The organism is Nocardia sp. MDA0666, from assembly GCF_003023875.1.
GTDB lineage: Bacteria > Actinomycetota > Actinomycetes > Mycobacteriales > Mycobacteriaceae > Nocardia > Nocardia aobensis.
Genome location: NZ_PYHT01000004.1, coordinates 252,453 through 266,808, shown reverse-complemented (window position 1 = coordinate 266,808; position 14,356 = coordinate 252,453). Strand labels below are relative to the sequence as shown.

The window sequence follows — 14,356 nt, the reverse complement described above, 5'->3', positions numbered from 1 at the left end:
ACACCTTGTATCGGAATCTTGCTCGCCCTACTGTAAGGGCATGGCCACCAAGCGTTCTCGTCGCGCCGTCATCGTCGCCGGTGCTCGCACCCCGTTTCTGCGCGCCTTCACCGACTACACCCGAATGGACACCATCGACCTGGGTGTCCTGGCGGTCGGCGGTCTGCTCGAGCGGACCGGGCTGCCCAAGGATCAGGTGCAGGCGATGGTGTGGGGCGGGGTGATCCTGCCGAGCGCGGCGCCCAACGTCGCGCGCGAGATCGCCTTGGATCTGGGCCTCGATCACGGTTGCGAGGGCTACACCGTGACCCGCGCCTGCGCCTCCGGCCTACAGGCCGTGACCGCGGCGGCGGCCGCCATCGAGCGCGGCGAATACGACATCATGGTCGCCGGTGGCAGCGATTCGACCAGTAATGCCGAGGTGAAGCTGCCGCAGAAGATGGTGCACGCGGCCGCGCCGCTGGCCCTGGGCAAGCCGAAGCCGAAGGATTACCTGTCCGCGGTGGCGCAGCTGGCGCCGTTCACGGATCTGCTGCCGCGACGCCCGAAGATCGCCGAGCGCACCACCGGCGAGCTGATGGGGGAGTCGGCGGAGAAGATGGCCCGCATCCACGGCATCACCCGGGAAGAACAGGACGTCTTCGCCGCCCGCTCGCACCATCGCGCGGCGGCGGCGATCGAATCCGGCCGATTCGACCGGGAGGTCCTTCCGGTCGCCACCGCGGACGGGAAGACGGTCACCCGGGACGGGCTCGTGCGCGCGAACACCAGCGTGGAGAAGCTGGCGACCCTCGCCCCGGTTTTCCGGCGCGACGGCACGGTGACGGCGGGCAACGCCAGCCCGCTGACCGACGGCGCCGCCGCGGTGCTGCTGATGAGCGAGGAGAAGGCGCGGGCCCTCGGTTTCGAACCGCTGGCGGCCTTCCGGTCCTGGAGTTTCGTCAGCGTCGATCCGTCCGATCAGGTGCTGATCGGTCCGGCCATCTCCATGCCGCGGGCGCTCGACAAGGCCGGCCTCGCCCTGTCGGACGTGGATTTCGTCGATATCCACGAGGCCTTCGCCGCTCAGACCCTGTCGGTGGTGTCGGCACTCGGCAGCGACACGTGGGCGAAATCGCGGCTGGATCGCGACAGTGCCGTCGGCGAGATCGACCCGGAGATTCTCAACGTGCACGGCGGTTCGGTCTCGCTCGGCCATCCGTTCGGCGCCACCGGCGCCCGTATGGTGACGACCATGGCCAACGAGCTGGCACTCACCGGGAAGAGCGCCGCGCTGCTGGGCATCTGCGCCGCGGGCGGGCACGGCGCGTCCGCCGTCCTCGAACGGGTGTAGGTCGGGGCGCTAGTACCGCTCCCAGTGGATCGCGTCGTCGAGTGGACGCCGGTCCCGCCAGCCGAACCGTTCCAGATCCGGCGTGTGCTGGAATTCGTGCACGGGTCCGACACACAGCCACGCGACGGGACGGATGCCGGCGGGCACCTCGATCAAGTCGGTGAGGAAGGGGGCGTCGTAGAAGCTCACCCAGCCGACGCCCACCCCTTCGGCGGTGGCGGCCAGCCACAGGTTCTGGATCGCGAGAACGGTGGAGTACAAACCGGTTTCGGGCACCGTCGCGCGACCGAGGATCTGCGGTCCGCCGCGACTGTCGTCGTGGGTGACAACGATCCCGGTCCCGCTCTCGGTAATGCCCTCGATCTTGATCGGTTCGAAGGTGCGGGCCCGCTCCGGTGGGAGCGAATCCCGGAATTCGATCCGCTTCTCGGCGACGTGTGCGGCGAACCGCGCCAATGTCGCCGGATCCCGCACGACGACGAAATCCCACGGCTGCGAATTGCCGACGCTGGGTGCGCGGTGGGCCGCGTCGAGGATTCGGAGCAGGGTCGCATCGTCGACGAGATCTCCGGTGAATTCGGCACGCACATCGCGGCGCCGCCGGATCACGTCGTAGATGCTGGCTTCTTGCGGTGACACCGGTTCAGTCAATCAGGCCCGGACACCGGCAGACGAAAGGGGCTCCGCGGAGATCGTCTCCGCGGAGCCCCTTCGGGTTCGGTGATCGCCTCAGGCGGCCGAGCCGACCGTCTGCCGACGTTCCGCCACCCGGCGCTTGCCTTCCTTCAGCGCGGTGCGCAACCCGCGCCGGCGCCCGGTCACCGGGTCGACCGTGCCGATTCCGCCGAACGCGCGCTCCGATTTGGTTTCGGGGGCGTCGTCGGTACCGCGCCGCAGATATTTGTTGGGCAGCGACAGCTTGATGATGGTGCGCCACGACTTGGCGTACTGCACCGGCAGCGAGCCGCTGGTGTAGGGCAGATCGTATTTGTCGCACAATTCCCGCACCCGCACGGCGATGGCCCGCAGCCGGTTGCTCGGCAGGTCCGGGAACAGGTGGTGCTCGATCTGATGGGAGAGGTTGCCGGTCATGAAATGCATGACCGCGCCGCCGGTGATATTGGCGCTGCCCAGCATCTGACGCAGGTACCACTCGCCCTGCGTTTCGTTGAGCACATCGCCCTTGGTGAACTTCTCCGCACCGTCGGGGAAGTGGCCGCAGAAGATCACCGCGTTGGTCCACACATTGCGGACGATATTGGCGGTGATATTGGCCGTCAGCGTGGACAGGAAGGCCGGTCCGGTCAGCAGCGGGAAGATCAGGTAATCCTTGGCCGCCTGCTTGCCGACCTTCTTCAGCACGAGCTTGCGGTCCTGCTCGAATTGCCGGCGTTCCGGCGAATCGGGCGCCCACTTCTTCTTCGCGACCTTGCCCAGCTCCAAATGCTGGATCGCCACGCCGTATTCGAAGAACATCTGCAGCAGCAGGTTGTAGACCGGCTGCCCGAGATAGAACGGCGACCACCGCTGATCGCGCGTCACGCGCAGCAGGCCGTAGCCGATGTCGTCGTCCATACCCAGCACGTTGGTGTACTTGTGGTGCAGGTAGTTGTGCGTGATCTTCCAGTGTTCGGACGGGCCGGCGTTGTCCCACTCCCAGTTGGAGGAGTGGATCTCCGGATCGTTCATCCAGTCCCACTGGCCGTGCATGACGTTGTGGCCGATCTCCATGTTCTCGATGATCTTGGCGGCCGACAACATCGCCGTGCCGGCCAGCCAGGCCGGCGGTAGGAAACTGGCGAACAGCGTGGCGCGCCCCCCGATTTCCAGGGCGCGCTGCAAACGGATCACGTTGCGGATGTAGCGGGCGTCGGTCTCGCCTCGGGAGGCCTCGATTTCACGGCGGATCGCATCCAGCTCCGCGCCGATCGCTTCCACATCCTCGGGGGTGAGGTGGGCGTATTCCTTGACATCCGAGATCGCCATGCTGGTTACACTACCGTAGGTTACGGTCCCGTAGGTTATCTCCGGATCGGATTACAACTGTGGCGTATACCGCATTGTGATCGTGCCCGATATGGCTTAGGTTAGTCGCTTTCGTTGTTGTCGCAACCGGACCCGAACAGTCGCTCGTCCGCGCAGTCCGCGGCGTCGGAGTATCTGCTTCTCGGCCCGAGCCTTTTCCTGCAGGGCGAGCTTCGCTTCGCGCAGCGCCGCCTTTTCCTGCCGGGCCTTCTCGCGCAGTGCGGCCTTGGCATCGACCAGTGCCGACCGCAATCCCTGTCGCCGCCCGGTGAGGGGGTCGACACCGAACAGCGGCTCCTCGGTACCAGCCGGCAACGGACGCGGCAGCAGCGAGAATTTGCGTTCCGACGACGTCTCCGGGGCGTCGTCGGCGGTACGGCGGAGGAATCGATCGGGCAGCGCCAGTTTGTGAATCGTGCGGAACGCCAGCGCATATTGTTTGCCCAGCGACCCCGTGGTGTACGGCAAGTCGTATTTGTCGCAGAGTTGACGGACCTGCTCGGCGATCTCCGGATACCGATTGCTCGGAATGTCCGGAAAGAGATGGTGCTCGATCTGGTAGCAGAGGTTGCCACTCATGAACGCCATCGCCGGGCCGGCCTGGAAGTTGGCACTGCCCAGCATCTGCCGCAGATACCATTCCGCCCGGGTCTCGTCCGCGAACTGTTCCTGGGTGAATTTCTCTGCGCCGTCCGGGAAATGCCCGCAGAAGATCACCGCGTACGCCCACAGATTGCGGATCAGATTGGCGGTCGCGTTGGCCTTCAGCGTGGCCTTCCAGCCCGGGCCGCTCAGTAGCGGGAAGACCACGAAGTCCTTGGCGACCTGGCGGCCGGCCTTGCGCAGGAACTGCCGGTTGGGTTCGGACAGCAGATCGCTGCGCGGAACTCCGGCCTGCAGCTTCTCGATCTTCAGATCGTGCAGGGCGATACCCCACTCGAAGAGCGCGGCCAGGATCAGATTCGCCACCGGCTGCGCGAGATTGATCGGCTTCCACTCTTCGTCGCGGGTCATGCGCAGGATGCCGAAGCCCACGTCGTCGTCCATGCCGACGATGTTGGTATAGGTGTGATGCGAGAAGTTGTGCGCCCGTTTCCATTGCCCGGAGGTCCCGGTCATATCCCACTCCCAGCTGGTGGAGTGGATCTCCGGGTCGTTCATCCAATCCCATTGCCCGTGGCTGATGTTGTGCCCGAGCTCCATGTTCTCGATGATCTTGGCGACCGACAACATCGCGGTGCCGGCGACCCAGGCCCATTTGTTGCGGCCGGCGAACAGGACCGCCCTGCCCGCGGCCTCGAGCGTGCGCTGGGCGCGAATGGAGCGCCGGATGTAGGCGGCGTCGCGCTCACCCAGCGATTGCTCGACCGTGCGGCGGATGGTGTCGAGTTCCTGCCCCAGTGTCTCGATGTCGGCAGCCGTCAGATGCGAATACGCCTTGATGTCGGTGATGGCCACGGTCCTGCAATGCCTCCGCTTCGCTCCGGCGGTTTCGAAATGAATGCCTCTGCCTCGCGTCGGCGGGCCGGTATCGGATTGCCTCCGCTGCGCTTCGGTGGGAGGTCTCGGTCTGGTCCTCTTCAGGGTATCGGTTACCGGTGGTGATCGCTCGCGCCGCCGCGGGGCGAGCGGGTGAACACCACCGGAACGCGACTCACACGTCCAGGGTGCAGTCTCCGGCCGCGGCCGAGATGCAGGTCTGCACCTTCTCCCCGGCCTGATGTTCGGCGCCGTTGCGCAGATCGCGCACATGCCCGTCGGTCAGGGTGACCACGCAGGTCTGGCAGATACCCATCCGGCAGCCGAACGGCATCTGCACGCCCGCTGCCTCACCGGCCTCGAGCAGGCTGGTGGCGCCGTCGACCTCGGCGCTGCGATCGGTGCGGGCGAAGGTGACGGTGCCGCCCTCGCCGACCGCCGACCGTTCCACCTCGAACCGCTCGACATGCAGTTTGTCGCTGATACCCGCGGCGGCCCAATGCTTTTCGACATCGTTGAGCAGCCCGGCCGGACCGCAGGCCCAGGTCTCGCGCTCGCGCCAGTCCGGGAACCGCGCATCGAGATCGGCCAGATCGAATTTGCCCTGCTCACCGGTGAGGTGGATATGGGCGGTGAAGCCCGGATGCTTGTCGTGCAGCGCCCGCAGTTCCGCGCCGAACATGACGTCCTCGGCGGTCCGGGCGGAATGGATGTGCACGATGTCGTCCATCGCGTCGCCGTCGGTGCGGTCGGCGGCGCGGCGATCCATGGTCCGCAGCATGGCCATCACCGGGGTGATGCCGCTGCCCGCGGTGATGAACAACACCTTCGCCGGCGGCGGCTCCGGCAGCACGAACCCGCCCTGCGGCGCGGCCAGACGGACGACCGTGCCCTGCGGCACGCCGTTGACCAGGTGGCTGGACAGGAAGCCCTCCGGCATCGCCTTCACCGCGATCGAGATCACCCGTTCGGCGCGGTTGTCCGGGGCGGTCCAGTCCGGCGGGCAGGTCAGCGAATACGACCGCCAGTGCCAGCGTCCGTCTACCAGGACACCGATGCCGATGTACTGGCCGGGGGTGAAGGTGAAGTCGAAACCCCAGCCCGGCTTGATCACCAGGGTCACCGAATCCGCGGTCTCCTTGCGGACTTCGACGATCCGTCCGCGCAGCTCCCGCGCCGACCACAGCGGATTCACCAGATGCAGATAATCGTCGGGCAGCAGCGGGGTGGTGATGCGGGCGGCCGCTCCGCGCAGCGCGTCCAGGCGCGTGCGTCCGGCCATCTTCGCATCGGCGACGGGGGCCTCGAGCCATGCCCGCAGGCCTTGTACCGATTTCGACACCATCGTGCGAATGCTCATTTCCTGTGATCACGCGCCTGCGGCGCACCCTTCGAGCCAAGGTTACGGCATCGTAGGTTAGCGGGCGGATCAGAGGAGGTCGAGCAGGAACGGCAACTCCTGTGCCGCGTACCAAGCCAGCTGGTGATCCTCCGCGTCGCCCAGCACGAATTCCGCGTCCGGATCGCCGAGATCGGCCGCATCGACGACGTCGACGGCCTTGGCGACCTGCGGTTCGGCCTCGGCCAGGTCGACGTGCACCGAGGCGATGCGCTGGTAGGTGATCGGCCCGGACAGCCGGACCACCGCATCGTCGAGATCCGGGCGCAGGGTCGTGCCCGTCACATCGGCGGCGATCACGGCACGGCGATAGACCGGGGCCGAATACGACGATCCGCCGTCCTCGGCGGCACCGTCGGGATCGGTGCCGGCGGGCTCGGCGTCGTCGTCGGCGTGCAGCAGGGCGGATTCGCGTTCCTCGGCCAGCAGCCGCAGCGATGCGCGCGCCGCCTCGCCCATCGCCACCTCGGCCAGTTCCTCGTCGTCGCCGGAGGCGTATGCCTCGCGCAGCGCGGGGGTGACCGCGAAGGCGGTGTCGTTCACCGCGCGAATTTCGCGCTGCGCCACCAGTTCCCGGAGCATGGCGATGGTGGCCGGGACATAGACGCGTAGCTTGCCCTGATCAGACGCAGGCACCGAGCATCTCCTCCATGGATTCGCGCACCGCCGCCGCCAGTACGGCGATATCGGCCATCGCCTCGCGGTCGGCATTGAGACCGTAGAACACACGTCCGTCGTAGGACGTGATTCCGATGCTCGACGCCTGATTGCGCAGCAACGGCGATACCGGATACATCTCCAGCATCCGTGCGCCACCGATGTACATCGGCCGCTGCGGACCCGGCGCGTTGGTGATCACCAGATTGAATGTGTGTTCTGCGAACGTACTCGCCGCCCGCACACTCATCGCGTGCAGGCTGGCCGGGGCGAAGCCGGCCATGTGAACCAGGGTGCGTGCCCGTACCGCGCGTCCGTGCCGGGAATTCTCGGCCGTGGCGTGCGAGATGTGCGACAACCGCATCACCGGATTCTGCTCTCCCACCGGCAGATCGATCAGGAACGAGGAGACCTCGCTGGCCGGGCGCAGCGTGTCGTCGGGCGGCCCGTCGACGTAGACCGACATCGGCACCACCGCTCGCAGCACCGCCGATTCGACCAGGACCTCACCCCGCGACTGCAGGAAGATCCGCAAGGCGCCGGTCACCACGGCGAGAATGGCGTCGTTGATCGAGCAGTCGAAGTGTCTTCGTATCCGGCGATAGTCCTCGAGGTCGGTCCGTGCGATATCGAATCGGCGGCATCGCGAGATCGAGGTGTTGAAGGGACTGTCCGGTGCCGTGCGCCCGGCCGCGCGCACCCGGCTGACCGCGGCGTCGACGGCCTTGCCCGCGGCCGCCACCACCGCCGACGCGTTGGCGCCGGCATCGCGCACGACTTCCCACGCCGCCGCGGGCTGGGTCGCCATTTCGGCCAGCGACATGCCCAGCAGTTCCACCTCGCCGGGTTCGCGGTGAGCCACCCAGGTATCGGTGGCGACCACCCGCGGCGAGGGCCCCGAGTCGAGAATGACGTGCCCGATCTCGAGCGCGGTATCGCCGTCGACCAGCGCCGAATGGGTTTTGGTGAAGATCGCGCAGCGGTCGTCGGACAGGCCTTCGATCAGGTACATCTCCCACAGCGGCCGGCTCGGGTCGAGTGGTCGCGAGGACAGCCGCCCGACCAGTTCGTAGAGCTGTTCGTCGGAGCCCGGAGCCGGCAGCGCCGAGCGCCGTACGTGATAGGTGAGGTCGAAGCGACTGTCCTCGACCCAGACCGGACGACCCAGTTTGAACGGCACCTCGCGCACCTTGCGGCGGTAGCGCGGCACCATCGACAACCGGCTGTCGACCAGGTCCAGCAGTGTCTGATAGTCCACGCACGCGGAGCCGTCGCCGGGGTCCTCGGGGGCGACGCGCACGATCGCGAGAGAGCCGATGTGCATGGGATTGCTGCTCGACTCGAGCCGGAAGAACGACGCGTCCTGCGGCGTCAGTCTCGTGATCACGCTGTCCGATGCTCCTCTCCGTTGCCGCTCTCCATTGTGGGGTGACACAAACCTTCCGCGCGGGACTGTGTGGGACTTGTCGCGTCGGTGCCGGAATTCCGTCATCGAGGATGCCGTACATGGCATGCTGGTTCGATCCGTGCCCAAGCATGCCGACCAGGGGGAGTGTCGAATGCTCGAGTCTTCTGCAAGCCCGGTATACACCCGCCGCGCCCGCCGCGCGCCGCTATTCGAACCACCGTTGGATCCGAAAGGCTCCGGTGATCGAACGCCGCTGGATCGGGGAACGGCCGACCACGGTGTGCCGCGACTGCGGGCACCGCGCCGGTCCGCCCACGACGGGCGCTCGCCGGGCTCCGGAGCCGGTGCTCCGCCACCGCGCCGGATATGCGAAAGCGATGAAAATAATACTGCTGCAGCATCTTTCGCGGAGAAGTCGCTGCGGCTGGTGCTGGAGGTCATCGACGGCCGACGTCCGCTCGGGCAGCTGCGTTCGGTGGTCGAGCCGACGGTGCTGGCCGCCGTCGAAACGCTCGCCCGCACCGCCGCCGCGGAACGCCGCCTCGGGACGGCAGTGCTCGTCACGGTGAGACTCGCCGAGGTCACCGGGCACACCGCGGAGGTGTGCGGCGGATACGAGCGGGGGGAGCGCCGGTTCGCCGTCGCCGCGCGGTTGGTGCTGCGGCGTGGACACTGGCGGATGAGTGCCCTGCGCATGCGGTGATCGCCGGGCCCGTCTCGTGCCGAAGTGTGATCGATCACTGTCGGCCCCCGAGGGGGCACCGCTGTCCGTGGATGTGCTGGCGCGGCGGCGCCTACGATGGAGGCCGCATTACCATGGACGATGCCGCTTATCCGCGCGCCGGGGATTTCGCCCATACGATGAGGCGGGGGCTTCGGTATGTCGCGAGTAGAGCGGTGTGCCGAAGATGTAGCACTGCAAGACGACAACATCGACCAGAGGACTGACGAGACCCGTGCCTGCGCTGACACTGACGAGGTTGCTACGTTTTGGTGAGGGTCGCACCGTCAAGCGGCTCGCGCATCTGGCCGACGAAGTTCTCAGTCTGGACGACGAGTACGCCGATCTGACCGACGCGGAACTGCGCGCGAAGACCGACGAATTCAAACAGCGCTACGCCGACGGCGAATCCCTGGACGAGTTGCTGCTCGAGGCTTTCGCCGCCGCCCGTGAGGCCTCCTGGCGCGTGCTGAATCAGAAGCATTACAAGGTGCAGGTGATGGGTGGCGCGGCCCTGCACATCGGCAATGTCGCCGAGATGAAAACCGGTGAAGGTAAGACGCTCACCTCGGTGCTGCCCGCGTATCTCAACGCCATCAGCGGCGACGGGGTCCACATCGTCACCACCAACGACTACCTGGCCCGCCGTGACTCCGAGTGGATGGGCCGGGTGCACCGTTTCCTCGGCCTGCAGGTCGGCGCGATCCTGTCCGGGATGAGCCCCGCCGAGCGGCGTGCGGCCTACAGCGCCGACATCACCTACGGCACGAACAACGAATTCGGCTTCGATTATCTGCGCGACAACATGACCCATTCGCTGGACGATCTGGTCCAGCGCGGGCACAACTTCGCCGTGGTCGACGAGGTCGACTCGATTCTGATCGACGAGGCCCGCACGCCGTTGATCATTTCCGGGCCGGCCGACGCGTCGAGTAAGTGGTATGCCGAATTCGCCCGTATTGCACCGCTTCTGAAGAAGGATGTGCACTACGAGGTCGACATCAAGAAGCGCACCATCGGCGTGCACGAGGCCGGTGTCGAATTCGTCGAGGATCAGCTCGGTATCGACAATCTGTACGAGGCCGCCAACTCGCCGCTGGTCAGCTATCTGAACAACGCGATCAAGGCCAAGGAACTCTACGCTCGCGACAAGGATTACATCGTCCGCAACGGCGAGGTCATCATCGTCGACGAATTCACCGGCCGCATTCTGGTCGGCCGTCGCTACAACGAGGGCATGCACCAGGCCATCGAGGCCAAGGAAGGTGTGGAGATCCAGCCGGAGAACCAGACGCTGGCCACCATCACACTGCAGAACTATTTCCGCCTGTACGACAAATTGTCCGGTATGACCGGTACTGCCGAAACCGAGGCGGCCGAGCTCCACCAGACCTACGGCCTCGGTGTTGTGCCGATCCCCACCAACAAGCCGATGATCCGCATGGATCAGGCGGACCTGATCTACAAGACCGAGGAATCGAAATTCGCCGCGGTCGCCGACGACATCGCCGAGCGGCACGAGAAGAACCAGCCGGTGCTGATCGGCACCACCTCGGTGGAGCGGTCGGAGTATCTGTCGAAGCTGCTCACCAAGCGCGGTATCCCGCACAACGTGCTGAACGCGAAGTTCCACGAGCAGGAAGCGCAGATCATCGCCGAGGCCGGCCGCCCGGGTGCGGTCACCGTGGCGACGAATATGGCCGGTCGTGGTACCGACATCGTGCTCGGTGGTAACCCCGACATCATCACCGATACGCTGCTGCGCCGGCAGGGCCTGGATCCGGTCGAGACGCCGGACGACTACGAGGCCAACTGGCTGCCCGCGCTGGAGCAGGTCAAGCGGCAGGTCGAAGACGACGCCGATCTGGTGCGCGACGCCGGTGGCCTCTACGTACTGGGCACCGAGCGGCACGAGTCGCGGCGCATCGACAACCAGCTGCGCGGCCGTGCCGGCCGCCAGGGCGACCCGGGTGAATCGCGCTTCTACCTCTCGCTCGGCGACGAGTTGATGCGGCGCTTCAACGGTGCGGCCCTGGAGTCGATCATGACCCGGCTCAACCTGCCCGACGACGTGCCGATCGAGGCCAAGATGGTCTCCCGCGCGATCAAGAGCGCCCAGACCCAGGTCGAGCAGCAGAACTTCGAAATCCGCAAGAACGTTCTGAAGTACGACGAGGTGATGAACCAGCAGCGCACCGTCATCTACGCCGAGCGCCAGCGCATCCTGGCCGGCGAGGATATGGAGGGCCAGGTTCAGTCGATGATCACCGACGTGATCACCGCCTATGTCGACGGCGCCACTTCCGAGGGCTACGTCGAGGACTGGGATCTGGCCAAGCTGTGGACGGCGCTGAAGACGCTGTACTCGGTCGGCATCGAATACCAGGATCTGACCGGTGAAACCGAGGACGGCGAGATCGGTGAACTGAGCCGCGAGGAACTGCTCGAGGCCGTTCTCGAAGACGCCCACGACGCCTATGCGCGTCGTGAGAAGGAGATCGACGATCTGGCCGGTCCCGGCAGCATGCGCAACCTCGAACGCCAGGTCCTGCTGTCGGTCCTGGACCGCAAGTGGCGCGAACACCTCTACGAGATGGACTACCTCAAGGAGGGCATCGGCCTGCGCGCGATGGCGCAGCGCGATCCGCTCGTCGAATACCAGCGCGAGGGTTTCGACATGTTCGCCGCCATGCTCGAGGGCTTGAAGGAGGAGTCGGTCGGCTTCCTGTTCAACCTCCAGGTGGAGGTCCAGCAGGCCCCCGAACAGCAGCCCGCGGTCGACCCCGGCCTGCGTTCCCCGGTGGGCGCGATGCATCCCGCTCCGGCCGTGCCCCAGGGCAACGGCGCCGCCGAGAACGCCCCGGCGGCCTTGCGCGCCAAGGGAATCGACGAATCCGGCCCGCGCGGTCTGAGTTTCTCCGGTCCGGACGAGGGCGGCCACGCCGAAGTCCGCAGCGCCGCCCAGGAATACGGCGACACCCCCGCCACCGGCATGACTCGCCGCGAACGCCGCGAGGCCGAGCGTGACCGCGCCAAGCAGGGCAAGCCGGCGAAGACCAAGCGCCGCCGGTAATTCCGGCACACGACAGCGGCCGGCCCACCGATCAGGTGGGCCGGCCGCTGTCGTGATGTCAGGTTTCGGTTCGCTGCTCGTAGCGTTCGCGGGCCGTGTGGACCCGGTCCATGTTCTGCTCGGCCCAGTCTTTGACCGCGCGCATCACCGGTAGCAGGGAGTGGCCGAGTGGGGTGAGTTCGTATTCGACGCGGACCGGGACCGCGGGGGTAACCGTGCGGGAGACCAGGCCGTCGCGTTCGAGGTTGCGCAGGGTTTGGGTGAGCATCTTCTGGCTGATGCTGGCGAGGCGGCGTTGCAGGTCGCTGTAGCGCTGGGGGCCGTCGGCGAGGGCGTTGACGGCCAGGCTCACCCATTTGTCGGCGATGCGGTCGAGTAGTTGCCGAGCGGGGCATTGTGCCAGGTACGCGTCGTAGTCTGCGCTCGCCTGGGCTCGGCGTTGGGCGGCGGTTCGGGTGGCCACGGGTCTCCTCCAGGTGGGATAGGCACCTTCGAGTGCGTACTTCCCTATGGAGAGTAGCTCTCCATAGGTTGTGCAGCATGAGTTCTCGAAACAACATGCGGGCAGTGGTCGTTCGGCGGGTGGGTGGCCCGGAGGCGCTCGAGGTGGTGCGGGTGCCGGTGCCCGAACCCGGACCGCGGCAGGTACGGATCCGGGTGGAGGCGGCGGCGGTCAATCCGGTCGATATCGCGACCCGCAGCGGCGCCCTGATCGACGCGGGTCTGATGGCGCCGCGCGAGACCATCGGAATCGGCTGGGACGTCGCGGGAATCGTCGACCGTGTGGGCCCCGGCGTCACGACATTCGTTGTGGGGCAACGGGTTATCGGGCTGCGTGATCTGCTCGACCGGTCGCTGGGCGCTTACGCCGAGTATCTGGTGCTCGATACCGATGCGGTCGCGCCGGCGCCACCGGACGTCGATGCGACGGAGGCGGCCACCCTGCCGCTGAATGCGCTGACCGCGCAGCAGGCGCTCGCGCTGCTCGGCCTTCGCGCCGGTGACACCCTGCTGGTGACCGGCGCCGCGGGAGCGGTCGGCGGTTTCGCGGTCGAGTTGGCCGTGCGTAGCGGGTTGCGGGTGGTCGCGCAGGTCGCCGACGAGGATGCGGCATTCGTTCGCGGACTCGGCGCCGAATGGACCGTGCCTCGCACGTGCGCCGACCTCGCCGAAGCGGTACGTGCGCTGGTTCCGGCAGGTGTGGATGGCGCGCTGGACGGCGCGGGCCTGGGTGTGCGTGCCACGGCGGCGGTTCGCAACGGCGGCGCGTACGCCGGGGTGGCCGGTGGTCCGGCCCCTGTTCCGTTGCGCGGCATGAGAATTCATCAGGAATGGATCAGAGCCGACGGAACCGAGCTCGCCGAACTCGCGGCGCTCGGCCTGACCTTGCGGGTAGCCGACGTCCTTCCGCTCGAGCACGCGGCCGAGGCGCACGAGCGGTTGTCCGCCGGTGGGTTGCGCGGACGGCTGGTGCTCACGCCGTAGTCACCCGCTGGTTATGTGCTTCGTCAGCACGCCGCGGCGATCTCGTCTGTGACTTCTCAACAGCGGGAACCGGGAGGCAGGCGAACAGCTAATACGGGGCATACGGTCGGTTTCATCGAAGGCCGACACCGACCAGGAGCTGCCCATGTGTTCGACGCCGCAATTCTCACCGCACCGCGTCACCGAGATCGCCGTGACCGCGGCCTCCGGCGCGGTATCCGCCACCGCGCCCAGAGGCGGTGCTCGCGGTGACCGGTGACCTCGCAGATACCGGGGGCGCCCGGGTGGCCACGGTATCGCCGCTGCTGGTGCTGGAGGGAGGCGGCGCCGAGGTGATCGGCGGCCTCCCCACGGCCGAGATGCTGCTGCGGATGGTGCGTGATTCGCGCCCGGCCGCGCATCCCCTGGACCCGCTCGCGCGGCAACTCGCGGAACTGCACACCGGTGTGGCCCAGTCGCACGATGCCGAGTATCGCCGCGCGGCCGAGGCATCGCGCCGCGAGACCGTGCGTGTGATCGACAGATGGATCGAAGCTCACGTGCCGCAGCATCGGCACGGCACCGCGATCCACACCGAAACCGTCGGTTCCGTGATCGATCGGCTCATGGCGGCGTACGCCCGTGCCGCACATCTACTGGAAACCGCCACCGACGATCTGGCATTGCACGCGGCATGGTTCCGGGTGGCAGAACTGGTCAACGGCTACGACGATCTGGTCGCGGCGATCACGCACGGCGAGCGCCGGTTGCCGACCTCGGCCTGAACGCGGCCGGTC

General features: G+C 66.9%; 12 protein-coding genes. 5 read left to right on the top strand and 7 right to left on the bottom strand.

The genetic code is table 11. The features are described 5' to 3' along the window. Positions 1-40: 40 nt before the first annotated feature. Positions 41-1,333 (top strand): acetyl-CoA C-acyltransferase, encoded by a 1,293-nt coding sequence (locus C8258_RS09390; protein WP_106954814.1) that lies wholly within the window; start codon positions 41-43, stop codon positions 1,331-1,333. A gap of 9 nt (positions 1,334-1,342) precedes the next feature. On the opposite strand, the gene bluB is transcribed toward C8258_RS09390, so the two are convergent. From bluB to C8258_RS09360, 6 genes are all read right to left on the bottom strand, one after another. After that, entirely contained in the window at positions 1,343-1,972 is a 630-nt protein-coding gene (bluB, locus tag C8258_RS09385) for a 5,6-dimethylbenzimidazole synthase (RefSeq protein WP_106954813.1), read from the bottom strand. A gap of 90 nt (positions 1,973-2,062) precedes the next feature. Next, a complete protein-coding gene (locus C8258_RS09380) occupies positions 2,063-3,319 on the bottom strand; it encodes a fatty acid desaturase (RefSeq protein ID WP_106954812.1) in 1,257 nt (418 codons plus the stop codon). A 96-nt stretch (positions 3,320-3,415) separates the two neighbouring features. Then, positions 3,416-4,816 carry a fatty acid desaturase gene (locus C8258_RS09375; RefSeq protein ID WP_106954811.1) on the bottom strand — a complete coding sequence of 467 codons (1,401 nt, stop codon included), beginning with the start codon at positions 4,814-4,816 and terminating at the stop codon, positions 3,416-3,418. Between the two features lie 196 nt (positions 4,817-5,012). Beyond that, positions 5,013-6,182, bottom strand: a complete 1,170-nt coding sequence (locus C8258_RS09370; RefSeq protein ID WP_106954910.1) for a ferredoxin reductase — start codon at positions 6,180-6,182, stop codon at positions 5,013-5,015. Between the two features lie 84 nt (positions 6,183-6,266). Further along, on the bottom strand, positions 6,267-6,818 hold the full coding sequence (locus tag C8258_RS09365) for a hypothetical protein (protein WP_106954810.1): 552 nt from the start codon (positions 6,816-6,818) through the stop codon (positions 6,267-6,269). A gap of 40 nt (positions 6,819-6,858) precedes the next feature. After that, entirely contained in the window at positions 6,859-8,280 is a 1,422-nt protein-coding gene (locus C8258_RS09360) for a wax ester/triacylglycerol synthase family O-acyltransferase (protein ID WP_106954809.1), read from the bottom strand. Here C8258_RS09360 and C8258_RS33490 point away from each other — a divergent pair. Together C8258_RS33490 and secA are read left to right on the top strand one after the other, a co-directional pair. Next, entirely contained in the window at positions 8,210-9,004 is a 795-nt protein-coding gene (locus C8258_RS33490; protein ID WP_369974733.1) for an Rv3235 family protein, read from the top strand. The genes C8258_RS09360 and C8258_RS33490 overlap by 71 nt on opposite strands. 253 nt (positions 9,005-9,257) lie before the next feature. Beyond that, positions 9,258-12,095, top strand: coding sequence for a preprotein translocase subunit SecA (gene secA / locus C8258_RS09350; RefSeq protein ID WP_036504526.1), 2,838 nt, complete (start codon positions 9,258-9,260; stop codon positions 12,093-12,095). 58 nt (positions 12,096-12,153) lie between these two features. On the opposite strand, the gene C8258_RS09345 is transcribed toward secA, so the two are convergent. Next, entirely contained in the window at positions 12,154-12,558 is a 405-nt protein-coding gene (locus tag C8258_RS09345; protein ID WP_106954808.1) for a helix-turn-helix domain-containing protein, read from the bottom strand. 77 nt (positions 12,559-12,635) lie between these two features. Here C8258_RS09345 and C8258_RS09340 point away from each other — a divergent pair, with 77 nt between their 5' ends. Beyond that, positions 12,636-13,580, top strand: coding sequence for an NADP-dependent oxidoreductase (locus C8258_RS09340; RefSeq protein WP_233224967.1), 945 nt, complete (start codon positions 12,636-12,638; stop codon positions 13,578-13,580). A 248-nt stretch (positions 13,581-13,828) separates the two neighbouring features. Then, on the top strand, positions 13,829-14,344 hold the full coding sequence (locus C8258_RS09335) for a DUF4254 domain-containing protein (RefSeq protein ID WP_146161202.1): 516 nt from the start codon (positions 13,829-13,831) through the stop codon (positions 14,342-14,344). Positions 14,345-14,356 lie beyond the last annotated feature (12 nt).